This window comes from Quatrionicoccus australiensis, assembly GCF_020510425.1.
In the GTDB taxonomy this organism is placed as follows: Bacteria; Pseudomonadota; Gammaproteobacteria; order Burkholderiales; family Rhodocyclaceae; genus Azonexus; species Azonexus australiensis_A.
The window spans coordinates 2,372,448-2,388,809 of record NZ_JAHBAH010000001.1 but is presented as its reverse complement, the minus strand read 5'-3'; the positions used below and the strand labels follow the sequence as shown (position 1 = coordinate 2,388,809).

Annotated in this window: 14 protein-coding genes; 6 read left to right on the top strand and 8 right to left on the bottom strand. The window is 64.9% G+C overall.

Going from position 1 to position 16,362, the window contains the following annotated elements; all coding sequences use genetic code 11:
- Positions 1 to 4 precede the first annotated feature (4 nt).
- The 3 genes from KIG99_RS11435 to KIG99_RS11425 are packed head-to-tail and all read right to left on the bottom strand — an operon-like array spanning position 5 to position 2,444.
- Positions 5 to 1,153, bottom strand: coding sequence for a THUMP domain-containing class I SAM-dependent RNA methyltransferase (locus KIG99_RS11435; RefSeq protein ID WP_226461822.1), 1,149 nt, complete (start codon positions 1,151 to 1,153; stop codon positions 5 to 7).
- Complete coding sequence (locus KIG99_RS11430) at positions 1,150 to 1,566, bottom strand: CopD family protein (RefSeq protein WP_226442068.1); 417 nt, start codon at positions 1,564 to 1,566, stop codon at positions 1,150 to 1,152. Before KIG99_RS11430 ends, KIG99_RS11435 begins: the two co-directional genes overlap by 4 nt.
- Positions 1,560 to 2,444, bottom strand: a complete 885-nt coding sequence (locus KIG99_RS11425; RefSeq protein WP_226461821.1) for an SDR family oxidoreductase — start codon at positions 2,442 to 2,444, stop codon at positions 1,560 to 1,562. Before KIG99_RS11425 ends, KIG99_RS11430 begins: the two co-directional genes overlap by 7 nt.
- Positions 2,445 to 2,477: 33 nt before the next feature.
- On the opposite strand from KIG99_RS11425, the gene KIG99_RS11420 reads away from it, so the two are divergent.
- Entirely contained in the window at positions 2,478 to 3,494 is a 1,017-nt protein-coding gene (locus KIG99_RS11420) for a CDP-6-deoxy-delta-3,4-glucoseen reductase (RefSeq protein ID WP_226460283.1), read from the top strand.
- A 21-nt stretch (positions 3,495 to 3,515) separates the two neighbouring features.
- Here the strand turns inward: KIG99_RS11420 and KIG99_RS11415 are convergent, their stop codons facing one another.
- Together KIG99_RS11415 and KIG99_RS11410 are read right to left on the bottom strand one after the other, a co-directional pair.
- Entirely contained in the window at positions 3,516 to 5,507 is a 1,992-nt protein-coding gene (locus KIG99_RS11415) for a sensor histidine kinase (RefSeq protein WP_226460282.1), read from the bottom strand.
- Positions 5,507 to 6,865, bottom strand: coding sequence for a sigma-54-dependent transcriptional regulator (locus KIG99_RS11410; RefSeq protein WP_226461820.1), 1,359 nt, complete (start codon positions 6,863 to 6,865; stop codon positions 5,507 to 5,509). Before KIG99_RS11410 ends, KIG99_RS11415 begins: the two co-directional genes overlap by 1 nt.
- A gap of 387 nt (positions 6,866 to 7,252) precedes the next feature.
- Here KIG99_RS11410 and fdnG point away from each other — a divergent pair, with 387 nt between their 5' ends.
- From fdnG to KIG99_RS11385, 5 genes are all read left to right on the top strand, one after another.
- A complete protein-coding gene (gene fdnG, locus KIG99_RS11405) occupies positions 7,253 to 10,309 on the top strand; it encodes a formate dehydrogenase-N subunit alpha (RefSeq protein ID WP_226461819.1) in 3,057 nt (1,018 codons plus the stop codon).
- 12 nt (positions 10,310 to 10,321) lie between these two features.
- Entirely contained in the window at positions 10,322 to 11,224 is a 903-nt protein-coding gene (gene fdxH / locus KIG99_RS11400) for a formate dehydrogenase subunit beta (RefSeq protein ID WP_226460281.1), read from the top strand.
- A complete protein-coding gene (locus KIG99_RS11395) occupies positions 11,221 to 11,841 on the top strand; it encodes a formate dehydrogenase subunit gamma (RefSeq protein WP_226460280.1) in 621 nt (206 codons plus the stop codon). The genes fdxH and KIG99_RS11395 overlap by 4 nt, the downstream gene beginning before the upstream one ends.
- 73 nt (positions 11,842 to 11,914) lie before the next feature.
- The gene (fdhD, locus tag KIG99_RS11390) at positions 11,915 to 12,796 is read left to right on the top strand and encodes a formate dehydrogenase accessory sulfurtransferase FdhD (protein WP_226460279.1); all 882 of its coding nucleotides are present in this window, start codon (positions 11,915 to 11,917) and stop codon (positions 12,794 to 12,796) included.
- A gap of 20 nt (positions 12,797 to 12,816) precedes the next feature.
- Positions 12,817 to 13,707, top strand: coding sequence for a formate dehydrogenase accessory protein FdhE (locus tag KIG99_RS11385; RefSeq protein ID WP_226460278.1), 891 nt, complete (start codon positions 12,817 to 12,819; stop codon positions 13,705 to 13,707).
- A gap of 77 nt (positions 13,708 to 13,784) precedes the next feature.
- On the opposite strand, the gene KIG99_RS11380 is transcribed toward KIG99_RS11385, so the two are convergent.
- From KIG99_RS11380 to KIG99_RS11370, 3 genes are read right to left on the bottom strand one after another with little or no spacing between them, the layout of a single operon-like run.
- Positions 13,785 to 14,489 carry an ABC transporter ATP-binding protein gene (locus KIG99_RS11380; protein ID WP_226460277.1) on the bottom strand — a complete coding sequence of 235 codons (705 nt, stop codon included), beginning with the start codon at positions 14,487 to 14,489 and terminating at the stop codon, positions 13,785 to 13,787.
- Positions 14,482 to 15,243, bottom strand: coding sequence for an ABC transporter ATP-binding protein (locus KIG99_RS11375; RefSeq protein ID WP_226460276.1), 762 nt, complete (start codon positions 15,241 to 15,243; stop codon positions 14,482 to 14,484). Before KIG99_RS11375 ends, KIG99_RS11380 begins: the two co-directional genes overlap by 8 nt.
- Positions 15,240 to 16,301 carry an ABC transporter permease subunit gene (locus KIG99_RS11370; protein WP_226460275.1) on the bottom strand — a complete coding sequence of 354 codons (1,062 nt, stop codon included), beginning with the start codon at positions 16,299 to 16,301 and terminating at the stop codon, positions 15,240 to 15,242. The genes KIG99_RS11375 and KIG99_RS11370 overlap by 4 nt, the downstream gene beginning before the upstream one ends.
- Positions 16,302 to 16,362 lie beyond the last annotated feature (61 nt).

The window sequence follows — 16,362 nt, the reverse complement described above, 5'->3', positions numbered from 1 at the left end:
CCTCTCACGCCGGCTTGCGGTTGCTGCCGGCCACCATGCGGATCTCGAACAGGCGACATTCGAGCGGTCCGTTGAACAGCGGCGTCTTGCGGCTGGGGCGCAGACCGACCAGCTTGGGCAAACGCAGGTCGGCGGTGAAGAAGAAACAGTTCCAGCCGGCCCAGTGCTTTTTCAGGGCCGAACCGAGTTGCGGGTACAAACAGGCGAGTTCGTCCTGCTCGCCGATCCGCTCGCCGTAAGGCGGGTTGGTCACCATGATGCCATTCTCGGTGAGCGGCTGGGTTTCGAGGATATCTGCACGGTCGACCGTCACGGCATTGGCAAAACCGGCTTCCTGCAGATTGCGCCGGGTGGCGCGCACGGCGGTTTCGTCGAGATCGTAACCGCGGATGTCCATCGGCTCGACCGGCTTGACGCGCGCCATGGCGGCCTGCCGGATGTTGGCCCAGTTCATCGCCTCGAAGCTCGACAACAGCTCAAAGGCAAAACCGCGATCCAGGCCGGGCGCGCGATCGAGCGCCATCTGCACGGCTTCGAGCAGGAAGGTGCCGCTACCGCACATCGGATCGACCAGGGCCATGCCGGGCTGCCAACCGGTCATTTTCAGGATGCCGGCGGCGAGATTTTCCTTCAGCGGCGCTTCCACGCTGGCCTTGCGGAAACCGCGCTGCCACAGCGGTTGGCCGGAGGTGTCGAGATACAGCGTGCATTCGTTCTCGGTCAGGAAGACGTGCACGCTGACATCGGGATGCCGCGTCTCGATATTCGGCCGCTCGCCCTTGTCCTCGCGGAAGCGGTCGCAGACGGCGTCCTTGACGCGCAGGGTGACGAAATCGAGCGACTTGAGCGGGCACTTGATCGCCGTCGTGACGACGCGCATGGTGCGGGTCACCGCGAAATGATTCGGCCACAACTGACGCACGGCGAGGCGGTAGATGTCCTCTTCGCTGGCGTACGGTCCCTTCACGACATGCTTGAGGATGCGCGTCGCCAGGCGCGACTCGAGATTGGCCCGGTAGCAGACGCTCCACTCGCCGGAGAAGAAGACGCCGCCATGAATCGCGTGCAGGTCCTCGCCGCCGACGGCGCGCAGTTCTTCAAGCAGCAGTTCTTCGAGGCCGCGCGGGCAGATTGCGAAATATTTATTCATCAGAAGGGCTTCAGGACGGCAAGAAAGACCACGGCAAACAGCACCAGCACGGGCATTTCGTTATAAAAGCGGAACCAGACGTGACTGCGGGTATTGCGCCCGAGGCGGAAAGCCTTGAGCGTCATGCCGCAATGCACGTGGTAGACGACGAGCAGGGCGACCAGGAAAGTCTTGGCATGCAGCCAGCCGCCGGAAAAATTATAGGCGAACCACAGCCACAGGCCGAGCAGTACGGCGAGGATGCCGAGCGGCGTCATGAACTTGAACAGCTTACCGGCCATCAGCAGCAGGCGGTCGCGCTCGGCCGGACTGTCGTCCGGCACCATCGCCAGGTTCACGAAAATGCGCGGCAGGTAGAACAGCCCGGCAAACCAGGCAACGACCAGCGATATATGCAGGGCCTTGACGATCAACATGCGTTTCTCCTTGCAAGCGCCTCTGCTATCCCGGCATCGACTGTCGGGTACGCGAGACGCAGTTTGAATTCTTTTTTGAGCCGCCGATTGCCGATCCGGCGCGATTCGCGCATGAAGGACATCTGCACCGGCGAGAGCTGGCGGGCGGCTTCGGCACGACTCAGACGCGGCGGCCGGGACAGCGCGAAGGCATCCGCCACCCGATCGAAATAGTCGGCCATTTTCAGGTCGGAATCATCGACGACATTGTAGGCGCGATTGGCCCGGCCGTGGCGCAGCGCGGCAACACAGGCGCTGGCCAGATCCTCGGCATGAATGTGGTTGGTATACACGTCGTCAGCGGTACACAGCGCCGGCAGGCCCTTTTTCAGGCGCTCGAACGGCAGGCGATCGGCGGCGTAGATGCCCGGAGCACGCAGGATGGAAACGCTCACGCCGTTGTGCCGCCCCCAGGCGCGCAGGCAGCGTTCGGCATCGACCCGGCGCGCGGCACGGCTGCTTTCCGGCTGCAGGCGACGCGTTTCGTCGATGACCTCGCCAGCGCAATCACCGTACACCCCGGTCGTACTAACGTAGATCAGGCGGCGTGGTAGACTTTTGCCCTTGCTCAAGGCAGCCAGCAAATGCCGGGTGCGCGAGTCGTGGAGGCCTTCGCCGGGCGGTGGTGCGAGATGCAGCACGGCATCGGCCAGACCGGCCAGGCGCTGCAGGCTGGCCGGCTGGTCAAGATCGGCCAGTAGCGGCCGGGCCCCGGCCAGGCGCCATTCGGCGGCACGACCGGGATCGCGCAACAAGGCATGGACGCAACTGCGCTGGGCAAGGCGGGAAAGAATGCGGCGGGCAATGTCTCCGCTGCCGACGATCAGTATTTTTTGCACGGCTGCATTGTAGCCGACCAACAAGGGGAACCGATGAGCCACCAGATTACCGTCCAGCCGAGCGGCCGCCAGTTTGCCGCCGAAACCGACGAAACCATCCTCGAAGCCGCCCTGCGCCAGGGCCTGACCATGCCCTACGGCTGCAAGGACGGCGCCTGCGGCGCCTGCAAGGGCAAGGTCGTCGACGGCAACGTCGACCACGGCAAGTCGCAGGCGCATGCGCTGAGCGATGCCGACAAGGCCGCCGGCCTGACCCTGTATTGCTGCGCCACAGCGAAGAGCGACCTGGTCATCGAATGCAAGCAGATGAGTTCGGCCAACGACTTCCCGGTCAAGATCCTGCCGGCCCGCATCGAGAAGCTCGAGCGCCTCGCCCCCGACGTCATCGACATGCACCTGCGTCTGCCGGGCAGCGAGCAGTTCCAGTTCCTCGCCGGCCAGTACATCGACTTCCTGTTGAAGGACGGCAAGCGGCGCAGCTACTCGCTGGCCAATGCACCGCGCAGCGACGGCATCATCGAATTGCACATCCGCCTGGTGCCGGGCGGCCTGTTCACCGAACAGGTATTCAACAGCCTCAAGGTACGCGACATCCTGCGTTTCGAAGGGCCGCAGGGCGGCTTTTTCCTGCGCCAGGACTCGAAAAAGCCGGTCGTCCTGCTCGCCGGCGGTACCGGTTTCGCGCCGCTCAAGGCGATCGTCGAAAAGGCCATCGCCGACCAGTCGGAACGCCCGCTGCACATCTACTGGGGCGCCAAGGCCAGGGCCGACCTCTACATGCATGCCCTGCCGGAGAAATGGGCGGCCGAACATCCGCACATCAAGTACGTGCCGGTTCTCTCCGAACCGGCGGCCGACGACGCCTGGAGCGGTCGCACCGGCTTCGTGCATCAGGCCGTGCTGGCAGACTTCCCGGATCTCTCGGGCCATCAGGTCTATGCCTGCGGCTCCCCGGTCATGATCGATGCCGCCCGGCGCGATTTCATCGAGAAGTGCGCGCTGCCGGAAGAAGAGTTCTTCGCCGACGCCTTCACCTTCGCGACCCACTGATCGCGAACTGGCTGCGTCGCGCTACAGCCCCTGCGGCTCGAGGCGCAGCCAGACGACGAAGCGGGCGCCCTGCCCGGGCTGGTTCTCGATCGTGATGCGCCCGCCGTAGCGCTCGACCAGCGATTTGCTGACCCACAGCCCAAGGCCGTTGCCGCCCGGCTTGCGAGCCGTGTAGAAGGGCTGGAACAGGCGCTCGCGGTCGGCTTCGCTGACCCCGTGCCCGGAGTCGGCGACGATCAAGCGGATGCCGAGCGGCATGTCGGCGGCGTCCCAGTCCTCGACCGCAATGGTCAGCAGACCACCGTCCGGCATGGCCTGGATGGCATTGACCAGCAGATTGACCATGACCTGCTGCAACTCGTTCTTGTTGCAGGTGATCTGGCGTTGAGAATCGACATGCTGCTCGATGGCGATCTTGTTCGTCTTGAGCAACTGGCGGACCAGGATCAGGCTGTCCTGGATCAGGGGCGCGGCCGCCACCGGCTCGAGATAACCGACATAGTCCTGCGGCCGCGCAAATTGCAGCAGCTTGGCGACAATCAGGCGAATGCGATGGATCTGCTCCTGGATCAACTTGATCTCGGGCTCGACCGGCTCGGCCTGCGGCCCGAGCAGATCGCGCAACACGTCGAGGTTGCCCTGGATGACGGCGATCGGATTGTTGATTTCGTGCGCGACGCCAGCGGTCAACTGCCCGATGGCGGCCAATTTCTCGTTCATCACCAGTTGCGACTGCGCCGCCTTGAGATCGGCCACCGCCTGTTCGAGCGCCGCGGTGCGCTCCGCTACCTTGGCATCGAGCGACTCGCCCCAGCGCTTGAGCGACGAGGCCTGCGACTGCAGACGATCGAGCATGCGATCGAAGTGGGCAGCAACGATGCCAAGGTCATCCGGCGTGGACAGCGGCCCGACGCGGGCATCGACATTGCCCCGCTCGATGGCGTGCATGGTCGAATGCATGCGCTCGATCGGCCGGAACACACTGCGCGCCCAAAAGATCGCAAAAACCCCGGCGATCAGCATGGCGAGCAGGAAGACGCCGGCAATCGCGGCAAAGGCGTGCTGCCGGGCGGTCACGAAAGGGCCTTCGAGGAAGCCGACATAGAGCATGCCGATACGCTGCTGCCGGCTGTCGAGCAGGGGCTCATAGGCCGAGACATACCAGTCGCTGACGACGAAGGCGCGGTCCAGCCAGGTCCGCCCCTCGCCGAGCACGGCCGCATCGACCGCGGCCGAAACGCGGGTGCCGATGGCGCGCGTACTGCCGAACAGGCGCACGTTGGTGGCAACCCGCACGCTGTCGAGGAACAAGGTCGCCGTACCGGCACTGCCGAACGGCAGGGCGCCCTCGGGATAGACGATGGCATTCAGGCGATCGATGAAACTCAGGTTCTTGTTGAGCAGGATGCCGCCGCTGAGCACCCCGAGCAGTCGTCCGCTCGCATCGCGCACCGGCGCAGCAGCGTGGATGACCAGGCCGCGCACTTCGACCTCGCGCTGATCGGCACGCGCGTTGGCGGTAGCGAGCACCGGCGTGCGCGCCCGCTCGGCCAGCGCCGGACTGATCGCAAAGAGCTGGGCGCCGGAAAAAACTTCGGTCGCGGTGCGCGCCTGACCATTCAGCGCCGCCGCGACGACCGGCCAGGCCCGCGCATCGGCCCGGCTACGGTCGACGTCGAGAAAATAGAGAAAATCAAGTTTCTGCTCCTGCTGCACGGCATTGAGCACGCCGGCGACCGCCTTGTCATGCTGTCGCGGCAGCGCTCCCAACACGCGCGCCAGGCGCGCCGAGTCGGCCAGACTGGCCACCGAACCGCCAACCCCCTCGCTGACCCGCTCGTAATACCCGTGTGCGATCGCCAGGTCGCTGCGCACCTTGGTCACCAGCAACTGGTTGAAGTAGTCGCCACCCCAGTAGGCCAGCACCGAGATGGTCAGGGGCAGCACGAAGCCGAGCGGGATCAGCGCCAGCAACAGCAGGCGAACGCGGATCGAGCGCCGGCCAAAGCGCATCAGACGCCCCAGGCCTGGCACTTCCTGTCCATCGTCTTGCGCGAGATGCCAAGCCGCCGGCTGGCTTCCGACTTGTTGCCGTCACAGGCGGCGAGCACCGCGAGGATGTGCGACTTCTCGACCGCCTCGAGTGTTTCGTCGGCACAGGAAAAGGCAGCCGGCGCAACCTCCGGTTCATGGCCGATGTCGAACCAGCCGAGAATCAGCGAACGCTCGATCAGGTTGCGCAATTCGCGCACATTGCCCGGCCAGTCGTAATCGGCCAGACGGGCCAGGGTGCGCGCATCGAGATGCAGCGGCGGCACCCCCAGGCTTGGCGCCAGCTGGGCGACGAAATGATCGAACAGCAGCGGAATATCTTCCGGACGCTCGCGCAGGGGCGGCAGCATGACCTCGAAGACCTGCAGGCGGTAATAGAGGTCCTGCCGGAAGCGCTGCTCGCCGACCTCGAGCTTCAAATCCCGGTTGGTGGCGGCGATGACCCGCACGTCGACGGCGATTTCCTGCTCCGAACCGACCGGCCGGATGCGTTTTTCCTCAAGCACGCGTAGCAGTTTGGCCTGCGCAGACAAAGGCAACTCGGAAATTTCGTCGAGGAAGAGCGTGCCTCCGCGCGCGTAGTAGAACAGACCCTCGCGGCGCTGCTGCGCGCCGGTGTAGGCGCCCTTGATGTGGCCGAACAGTTCCGACTCGATCAGTTCGGCCGCAATTGCCGCGCAATTGACCGGCACGAACGGCCCGTCGGCGCGCGCACTCAACGCATGCAGGGCACGCGCCGCGACTTCCTTGCCGCTGCCGGACTCGCCGCTCAGCAACACGGTCGCTGCGCTCGGCGCGATTTTCTTCAGGCGCTCGCAAACCTTGAATATCGCCTCGGACTGGCCGATCACGCCCGCGACATCCGCAGCGCGCGGACCGACCTCACGGCGCAGGACAAAATTCTCGCGCGCCAGCCGCGAGCGCTCGAAACAGCGCTGGATGGCATTGAGCACCAGGGCCAGCGAAAAAGGCTTGAGCAGGAAATCGGCGGCACCGGCACGCAGGGCTTCGATTGCCGTGTCGAGATCGGCATAGGCGGTCATCAGCACGACATCGCCGGCATAGCCTTCCTCGCGCAATTCGTGCAGCCAGTCGACGCCGGAACAGCCGGGCAAGGCGATATCGAGCACGATCAGGTCGTAACGGCTGCGCTCGAGCAATGGGCGCGCGGCCTCGACACTGCCGGCACTATCGACCACGCCACAGCGGCTGCTCAGCGCCCGCTGCAGGAAGCTGACCATGCCGACCTCGTCATCGACGATCAGCACGGAATATTGCTGCCAGGGAGATTTGCTTTCGCTTGCCGGGAGTTCGTTCATTGCCGTGAAAAGTTGTGCGTAATGGGGGCGCGGCAATTCTCGCACGCTTTCCCGCCCCGTCCATGCCAGGCCGTCCGCCGCACAGGCTTTGGCGCTCCGCTGGCAAGCCGCACCGGCTCTGCCACCTGGGTCAAATTGTCCCGCACCGGGACATTTTGACCCACCCGCTGGCAGGGTCATTTTTTCAACTCATTGCTTATTAAGGAATTGAGCAGCAGGCACGCAGCTTGCACATGTAGCCGCCATCAGTTGCATCGTCGCCGTCCATCAAGCCGGCGGCACAAGGGGAAATGCCGGCGCCACACCGGCCATTGACAGGGGTTCCCGGCGGGCAAGCCGGGGCAAGAGGAGATCTGAATGGAAAGCAAGGAAAAATCAGGAACCGGCCTGCGGGTTAACCGCCGCCAGTTCTTCAAGATATCCGCCGCCGGTCTCGGCGGCTCCGGCCTCGCCGTGCTCGGCATGGCACCGGAAGCGGCACGCGCCGAAGTGCGCCAGTACAAGCTGAGCCGCGCCCGCGAAATCCGCAACACCTGCACCTACTGCTCGGTCGGTTGCGGCGTGCTGATGTACAGCCTGGGCGATGGCGCCAAGAACGCCAAGGCCGAGATCATCCACATCGAAGGCGACCCGGATCACCCGGTCAGCCGCGGTGCGCTGTGCCCGAAGGGCGCCGGCCTGCTCGACTTCATCCACAGCCCGAACCGCCTGAAGTATCCGGAAGTGCGCGAGGCCGGCAGCAAGGAATGGAAGCGCATCAGCTGGCATGAGGCCATCGAGCGCGTCGCCAAGCACATGAAGGCCGACCGCGACGCCAACGTGATCGAGAAAAATGCCGACGGCGTGCCGGTCAACCGCTGGGTTTCCACGGCGATGCTGACCGCCTCGGCCGGCTCCAACGAAACCGGCATCCTGACCCAGAAATTCATCCGTTCGCTCGGCATCGTCGCCACCGACGCGCAGGCCCGTGTCTGTCACGGCCCGACCGTCTCAGCGCTGGCCTCGACCTTCGGGCGCGGCGCGATGACCAACAGCTGGGTCGACATCAAGAATGCCGATTTCATCCTGGTCATGGGTGGCAACGCCGCCGAAGCCCACCCGGTCGGCTTCCGCTGGGCGATCGAAGCGAAGAAGCAGCGCGGCGCCAAGCTGGTCGTGATCGACCCGCGCTTCAACCGCACGGCCGCCGTCGCCGACCTCTACCTGCCGATCCGCGCCGGCGCCGACATTCCCTTCCTGGGCGGCGTCATCAACTGGCTGATCGCCAACGACAAGATCCAGTGGGAATACGTCAAGGCCTACACCAATGCCAGCGCCATCATCGGCGAGGGCTTCGGCTTCGAGGAAGGCCTGTTCTCCGGCTACGACACGGAAAAAGGCAAGTACGACAAATCCAGCTGGAGCTACGAGCTCGACGCCAAGGGCCAGATCAAGACCGATCCGACGCTGCAGCATCCGCGTTGCGTCTGGAACCTGATGAAAGCCCACTTCGCGCGCTATACGCCGGATGTCGTCAGCAACCTGACCGGCACGCCGAAGGAAGGCTTCCTCAAGGTCTGCGAAATGCTTGGCGAAACGGCTGTGCCGAACAAGGTCGGCACCATCCTCTACGCGCTGGGCTGGACACAACACACCGTCGGCGCGCAGAACATCCGCACCATGGCGATGATCCAGCTGCTGCTCGGCAACATCGGCATGCCCGGCGGCGGCGTCAACGCCTTGCGCGGCCACTCCAACATCCAGGGGCTTTCCGACGTCGGCCTGCTGTCGACCGCCCTGCCCGGCTACATGACGCTGCCCAACGAGAAGACGCATCCGACTTTCGACGACTATCTCGCCAAGACGACGCCGAAGACACTCAGCGAAGGCCAGTTCAACTACTGGTCGAACACCCCGAAATTCTTCGTCAGCCAGATGAAGTGGTTCTGGGGCGACAAGGCCACGAAGGAAAACAACTGGGGCTTCGACTGGCTACCCAAGTGGGACAAGATGTACGACGTCCTGCAGGTGGTCGACATGATGCACCAGGGCAAGATCAACGGCTTCGTCGTGCAGGGCTTCAACCCGCTCGCCTCCTTCCCGGATGCCAACCGCGTCACCGAGGCCTTCTCCAAGCTCAAGTACATGGTGATCATCGATCCGATCGCCACCGAAACCTCGACCTTCTGGCAGAACCAGGGCGAATCGCACAACGTCGATCCGAGCCAGATCCAGACCGAAGTCTTCCGCCTGCCCTCGACCTGCTTTGCCGAAGAAGACGGCGCCATCGTCAGCTCGGCGCGCTGGCTGCAGTGGCACTGGAAGGGCGCCGATGCACCGGGCGAAGCCAAGGCCGACCAGGAAATCATCGGCGAGCTGTTCGTCAAGTTGCGCGAGCTGTACCAGAAGGAAGGCGGCAAGGTCACCGAGCCGATCTTCAACGTCGCCTGGAATTACCGCGATCCGAAGTCGCCGAGCGCCGAGGAACTCGCCAAGGAACTCAACGGCAAGGCCCTGGCCGACATCGTCGACCCCAAGGACAAGACCAAGACGCTGGCCAAGAAGGGCGAACAGCTGCCCGGCTTCGCGCTGCTCCAGGACGACGGCTCGACCAGTTGCGCCTGCTGGATCTTCTCCGGCTGCTGGACGCAGGCCGGCAATCAGATGGCCCGCCGCGACAACACCGATACCGGTCTCGGCAACACGCCGGGCTGGGCCTGGTCGTGGCCGGCCAACCGCCGCATCCTGTACAACCGCGCCTCCTGCGACCCGGCCGGCAAGGCCTGGGATCCGAGCCGCAAGCTGATCGGCTGGAACGGTGAACGCTGGAGCGGGGCCGATATTCCCGACTTCAAGGCCGATGCCGGCCCGGAGACCGGCATGAACCCCTTCATCATGAATCCGGAAGGCGTCGGTCGCCTGTTCTGTGTGGACAAGCTGGTCGACGGCCCCTTCCCGGAGCATTACGAGCCGATGGAATCGCCACTCGGCACCAACCCGCTTCACCCCAAGGTGGTGAGCAGCCCGGCCGTGCGCATTTTCAAGGGCGACCGCGAGCGCCTCGGCACGCACAAGGAATACCCGTATGTCGGCACGACCTATCGTCTGACCGAGCACTTCCAGTTCTGGACCAAGTCGGTACGCCTGAACGCCATCGCCCAGCCGGAACAGTTCGTCGAAATCGGCGAAGTGCTGGCCAAGGAAAAGGGCATCGTCCAGGGCGACTGGGTCAAGGTCAGTTCGAAGCGCGGCTACATCAAGGCCAAGGCCGTGGTCACCAAGCGCGTCAAGGAACTGTCGGTGAACCAGCAGACCGTGCACCAGATCGGCATTCCGCTGCACTGGGGCTGGGAAAGCGTCGCCAAGAAGGGCTTCCTGACCAACTCACTGTCGCCTGGCGTCGGTGACTGCAATACGCAGACGCCGGAGTACAAGGCCTTCCTCGTCAACCTTGAGAAAATCTGAGGGGCTTAAGCCATGGCTCTCCAATCACTAGACATCCTCCGCCGCTCGGCGACCACCACGCCGTCCACGCAGATTCGCCAGACGGTCGAAGTCGCCAAGCTCATCGACGTCACCACCTGCATCGGCTGCAAGGCCTGCCAGGTCGCCTGCTCGGAGTGGAACGACATCCGCGCCGAAGTCGGTACGAACATCGGCGTCTACGACAACCCGACCGACCTCGCGGCCAACGCCTGGACGGTCATGCGTTTTGCCGAAACCGAAGAAAACGGCAAGCTGGAATGGCTGATCCGCAAAGACGGCTGCATGCACTGTGCCGATCCGGGCTGCCTCAAGGCCTGCCCGTCACCTGGCGCGATCATCCAGTACAAGAACGGCATCGTCGATTTCCACGAGGAAAACTGCATCGGCTGCGGCTACTGCGTGACCGGCTGTCCGTTCAACGTGCCGCGCATTTCCAAGGACGACGGCAAGGCCTACAAGTGCTCGCTGTGTTCCGACCGCGTCGCGGTCGGCCAGGAACCGGCCTGCGTCAAGACCTGCCCGACCGGCGCCATCCAGTTCGGCTCCAAGGAAGACATGAAGGAAGTCGCCGCCACCCGCGTCGCCGAACTCAAGACGCGCGGCTACGACCAGGCCGGCCTCTACGACCCGCAGGGCGTCGGCGGCACGCACGTGATGTACGTGCTGCACCATGCCGACAAGCCGGAACTCTACAGCGGCCTGCCCGCCAACCCGGCGATCAGCGCCATGGTCGGCCTGTGGAAGGGCTTCGCCAAGCCGCTCGCCACGCTGGCACTGGGTGCCGTCGCGCTGGGCAGCCTGTTCCACTACGTGACCAAGGGTCCGAACGAGGTCTCGAAAGAGATCGAGGATGAAATTGAACGAGAAGACAGCGAAAAGGAGGACGCACAATGATTCGCGATCCGAAAGACCTGAAGCGCTACAACGCTTCCGAACGCGCCAACCACTGGACGGTGGGCATCAGCTTCATCCTGCTCGCCCTCTCCGGTCTGGCCTTCTTCCACCCGGCCTTCTTCCCGCTGACGCAACTGTTCGGCGGTCCGGTCTGGGCACGCATCATCCACCCCTACCTCGGGGTGATCATGGCCGCCGCCTTCCTGGTCATCTTCCTGCGCTTCAAGCATCTCAACAAGATGACGCCGGCCGACAAGGAATGGCTGGCCAAGGCCAAGAACATGGTGGACGGCAACGACCACGACATGCCGGAACAGGGCAAGTACAACGGCGGCCAGAAAGTCATGTTCTGGGCGCTCGCCGCCTGCATGCTGCTGATGACCTTGTCCGGCCTGGCCATCTGGCGCGCCTGGTTCGGCTTCGACATCAACCTCGTGCGCCTCGGCGCCGTGGTGCATGCCGCGGCCGCCGCGGTGATGATCGGCCTGATCATGGTGCACGTCTATGCCGCGATCTGGGTCAAGGGCACGGTGCGCGCCATGTGGTACGGCACGGTCACCCGCGCCTGGGCCAAGCAGCATCATCGCGGCTGGTACCGTCAGGTCACCGGCAAGTAAAGCTTTACCTTGCGCTTTGGGGGCGCATGGCGGCGACGCCGTGCCCCCCGTCTTTTTGAGGAAGGACCGCAGCATGGCCGATTTCCTGATCCGCCCCGACCTGTCCGATGACGACGCCGTTCTGCCGCCAACCGCCGCCCTGCACGATGTCGTCCGCGTCTGCCGCGGCGTCGCCGCAGCCAGCGACGATGAAGTGATCGAGGAAGTCCCGGTCGCGCTTGTCTACAACGGCATTTCGCAGGCCGTGATGCTGGCCTCGCCGGCCGACCTCGAGGATTTCGCCCTCGGCTTCAGTCTCGGCGAAGGCATCCTGGCGCATCGTCGCGAACTGTACGACCTCGAAGTGCGCAACACCTGCAACGGCATCAGCATCGAAATGGACATCGCGCCGCAGCGCTTCCTGCAACTCAAGGAACGCCGGCGCAACCTGGCCGGGCGCACCGGTTGCGGCCTGTGCGGCGTCGAAAGCCTGGCCGACGTGGCGCGCATGCCGGCCGCGCTCGCAACGACGGGCGAGCAACAAGTCAGCCTCGCCGCCATCGACCGCTGCCTGCAACAGCTCAACGACTGGCAGCCCCTGCGCCGCCAGACCGGCTCGGCGCACGGCTCGGCCTGGGCCGATCTCGCTGGCAACATCCAGTGCTGCCGCGAGGATGTCGGCCGCCACAATGCGCTCGACAAACTGGTCGGCGCCCTCGCCCGCCAGCAAACGCCACGCGGTGCCGGCTTCGCGCTGGTCACCAGCCGCGCTTCCTATGAAATGGTGCAGAAAGCGGCCACCGCCGGCATCTCCACCCTGGTTGCGATTTCCGCACCAACCTCGCTCGCCATTCGCCAGGCCGAAGCTGCCGGTATCATGCTGCTCGGCTTCGCCCGCCCCGGCCAGCTCGTGGCCTACAGCCACAGCGAACGCCTCGGCACGCAGGCCGAAAACCTGCTCCACCCCGTCATCTAAGCACTCCCCAACCAGCCACCATGAACCTGCCGCCCCCGAATTTGCCACCCCAAGTCCTGCCTTCGACCGTCACCCCGCCCGCCCTGCTCGCCCCGGCCGCCGATCTCTTCGCCCGCCGTGCCGCCCGCCTGCGTCATCTCGCCGGCGGCCACAGCATGGCGCCCTGGCTGTTGTGGCTGGCTGACCTGGCGGATGCACAGCAACAGGCTTTGGCAGGCCTTGCCGACAGCGGCCTGCGCCAGAGCGCCACGCTCGATCCGCAACACCCCGTGCTGCATGCCGGGCAAGCGGCTCTGCGTGATACCTGGCCGGCGATCTGCGCCAGTCTGGCCGCAGCGGTCAACGTCGATTTGCAGGCCGAAACCAGCGCCAGTCTCGAACAACGCGCCGCCGCCTGCCTCGAGCTTGCTGCAGGACAGGCCGTCGCCGCCGGCCGCGACACGATCGACCTGATCGTCGCCGCCGCCCTGCAAGTTGTCTGGAGCGGTGCCGCCCGCCAGCTCGGCCTGCCCACCGCCAGCAATCTGGAGAGTGAGCCGGAAAACTGCCCCTGCTGCGGCAGCGCCGCGGTCGGCAGCATCGTGCGCGCCGGTGACGGCGTCGCCGGCCTGCGCTATCAGGAATGCAGCCTGTGCGCGACGCGCTGGAACGCCGTGCGCGCCCGCTGCACGCTGTGCACCGACGGCAGCGTGGTCAATTATCTCGGCCTCGAAGGCAGCAGCGGCGCCGTCCAGGCCGAAACCTGCGAGCACTGCCACGGCTATATCAAGACTTTCTTCCAGGACAAGGATATCAACGTCGATCCGCTCGCCGACGACCTGGCGACGCTGGCCCTCGACGTGCTGGTCGGCGAGCAGGGCTATGCGCGCGCCCTGCCCAATCTCTTCCTCGGCGAGGGCGAAGCGGCCTGAACGCCCTGCCTACAGGGCGCAGCACGGCGCCCTGAATAACGCCCGGGGATCGCGCCGGCAAACCTCAGAGGTGCGAATTACTCGCCGAGATAGGCGGCGCGCACTTTCGGGTCTTCGAGCAGGGCGACCGAGTCGCCGTGCAGCGTGATCGCGCCGCTTTCCATGACGTAGGCGCGCTGGCTGACCTGCAGCGCGAGCTTCGCATTCTGCTCGATGAGCAGGGTGGTCATGCCATCGGCGGCGACGGCGCGGACGACTTCAAAAATCTTCTGGACCATGATCGGCGCCAGGCCCATCGACGGTTCGTCGAGCAGCAGCAACTTGGGCCGGCTCATCAGGGCGCGGCCGATCGCCAGCATCTGCTGTTCGCCGCCGGAGAGGGTGCCGGCAAGCTGGGTTTCGCGCTCCTTGAGGCGCGGAAAATAGCCGTAGACCTTGGCCAGGTCGATCGCGATTTCCGCCTTGTCGTCGCGGATGAAGGCGCCCATTGCCAGGTTCTCGGCCACCGTCAGGCGCGGGAAGACGCCGCGCCCTTCCGGGACCAGCGCGATGCCCTTGCGGATGATGTCGTGCGGCGCAATGCGGCCGATTTTCTCGCCGCAGAAATGCACATTGCCACCCACCGCATCGATGACGCGGGCGATCGCCTTCAGGGTGCTGGTCTTGCCGGCGCCATTGGCACCGATCAGCGCGACCATCTCGCCCTGATTGACGTGGAAGGTGATGCTGCGCACCGCCTGGATGCCGCCATAGGCGACGTGGAGTCCAGTTACTTCAAGCACCTAGGTAAGCCTCGATGACACGTTGATCTTTCTGCACGACGGCCGGCACGTCCTCGATGACGAGGGCGCCGTAATCGAGCACCGCGACGCGGTCGCACAGGCCCATGACCAGTTTGACGTCGTGTTCGATGAGCAGCACGGTCGTGCCGTCCTTGCGGATGCCCTCGATCAGCTCGCGCAGCTCTTCGGTTTCGGTAGCGTTCATGCCCGCCGCCGGTTCGTCGAGGCAGAGCAGCTTCGGCTCGGTGGCCAGGGCGCGGGCGATTTCCAGACGACGCTGGTCGCCGTAGGACAGATTTTTGGCGAGGTCGTCGGCACGCTCGGCAATTTCGACGTAATGCAGCAGGTCGACCGCACGCTGGCGAATCGCCGCTTCCTCGGCCTTGTTGGCGGCGCTCTGGAAGATGGCGCCGAAAACGCCGGCCTGCGTGCGCACATGCCGCCCGACCATGACGTTCTCCAGCGCCGTCATGTTGCCGAACAGGCGGATGTTCTGGAAGGTCCGCGCAATGCCGCGCGCTGCCGCCTTTTGCGGCGCATCGGCGACGAGCGTTTCACCGGCAAAGGTGAAGCCGCCGCCGTCCGGCACGTAGAGACCGGTCATGCAGTTGAAGAAGGTCGTCTTGCCAGCGCCGTTCGGGCCGATCAGGCCGTAGATCTCGCCTTGGCGTATCGTCAGCGAAACGTCGCGCAGCGCCTTGACGCCGCCGAAATGCTTGGCGATGGCTTTGGCTTCGAGCAGGATTTCACTCATCGCGTCGCCTCCTTCAGCGCGCGTTTGCGCTCCGGCGACGGCCACAGGCCGGCCGGCTTGAAGCGCATGACGAGCACCAGCGCGAGGCCGAAGACGAGCAGGCGCAGGCTTTCCGGATCGAGCAGTTGCTTGCCGAACAGGGCCGTCTGCAACGGCCCGACGCCGTAGCGCAGCACTTCCGGCAGGATGCTGAGCAGCACCGCGCCGAGGATCACGCCGGGAATGTGCCCCATGCCGCCGAGCACGACCATGGCCAGGATCATGATCGACTCGTTGAGCGAGAAGCTCTCCGGCGACACGAAGCCCTGCATGGCCGCGAAGACGCCGCCGGCGATGCCGCCGAAACTGGCACCCATCGCGAAGGCGAGCAGTTTGAGGTTGCGCGTGTTGATGCCGACTGCCTTGGCGGCGATCTCATCCTCGCGGATGGCCTGCCAGGCGCGGCCGATGCGCGAATTCTGCAGACGCAGGTTGACGACGATGACCAGGCTGACCAGCGCCAGCAGCAGGAAATAGTATTTTTGCGGTCCACTCAGCGCAAAGCCGAAAATCTGCGTCGTGCCCGAAAACTTGAAAGCACCGATCGCCACCGGGTCGATCAGGGTGATGCCCTGCGGCCCGTTGGTGATATTGATCGGCGCATTCAGGTTGTTCATGAAAATGCGCACGATCTCGCCGAAACCCAGGGTCACGATCGCCAGGTAATCGCCGCGCAGCTTGAGCGTCGGCGAACCGAGCAGCACGCCGAACAAACAGGCGACCAGCGCCCCGATCGGCAGGATCACCCAGAACGGCAGATGCAGCCCGAAATGCGGACTGGCGAGCAGCGCCCAGCTGTAGGCGCCGACCGCGTAGAAGGCGATGTAGCCGAGATCGAGCAGGCCGGCCAGGCCGACCACGATGTTCAGGCCGAGCGCCAGGAAGACGTAGAGGATCGCGTAGTCGAGAATGCGTACCCAGGCCTGACCGGCCAGCGCGGCGGCAAACGGCAGGGCGAGCAGAGCCACTGAAATCAGGCCGATTCCGACGGTCGACCGCATAGAAAACAGGTTTTTCATGCAGCCTCCCATGCGAAGGCAAGACGAGGCGGCAAGCCGCCCGCCGGCGAGACAGTGCACG

Coding starts and splice junctions, on each gene's coding strand:
- KIG99_RS11415 (WP_226460282.1), bottom strand. CDS start 5,507: ATGCGCTTTGGCCGGCGCTCGATCCGCGTTCGCCTGCTGTTGCTGGCG.
- KIG99_RS11410 (WP_226461820.1), bottom strand. CDS start 6,865: ATGAACGAACTCCCGGCAAGCGAAAGCAAATCTCCCTGGCAGCAATAT.
- KIG99_RS11420 (WP_226460283.1), top strand. CDS start 2,478: ATGAGCCACCAGATTACCGTCCAGCCGAGCGGCCGCCAGTTTGCCGCC.
- fdhD (WP_226460279.1), top strand. CDS start 11,915: ATGGCCGATTTCCTGATCCGCCCCGACCTGTCCGATGACGACGCCGTT.
- KIG99_RS11375 (WP_226460276.1), bottom strand. CDS start 15,243: ATGAGTGAAATCCTGCTCGAAGCCAAAGCCATCGCCAAGCATTTCGGC.
- fdxH (WP_226460281.1), top strand. CDS start 10,322: ATGGCTCTCCAATCACTAGACATCCTCCGCCGCTCGGCGACCACCACG.
- KIG99_RS11370 (WP_226460275.1), bottom strand. CDS start 16,301: ATGAAAAACCTGTTTTCTATGCGGTCGACCGTCGGAATCGGCCTGATT.
- KIG99_RS11430 (WP_226442068.1), bottom strand. CDS start 1,566: ATGTTGATCGTCAAGGCCCTGCATATATCGCTGGTCGTTGCCTGGTTT.
- KIG99_RS11385 (WP_226460278.1), top strand. CDS start 12,817: ATGAACCTGCCGCCCCCGAATTTGCCACCCCAAGTCCTGCCTTCGACC.
- KIG99_RS11395 (WP_226460280.1), top strand. CDS start 11,221: ATGATTCGCGATCCGAAAGACCTGAAGCGCTACAACGCTTCCGAACGC.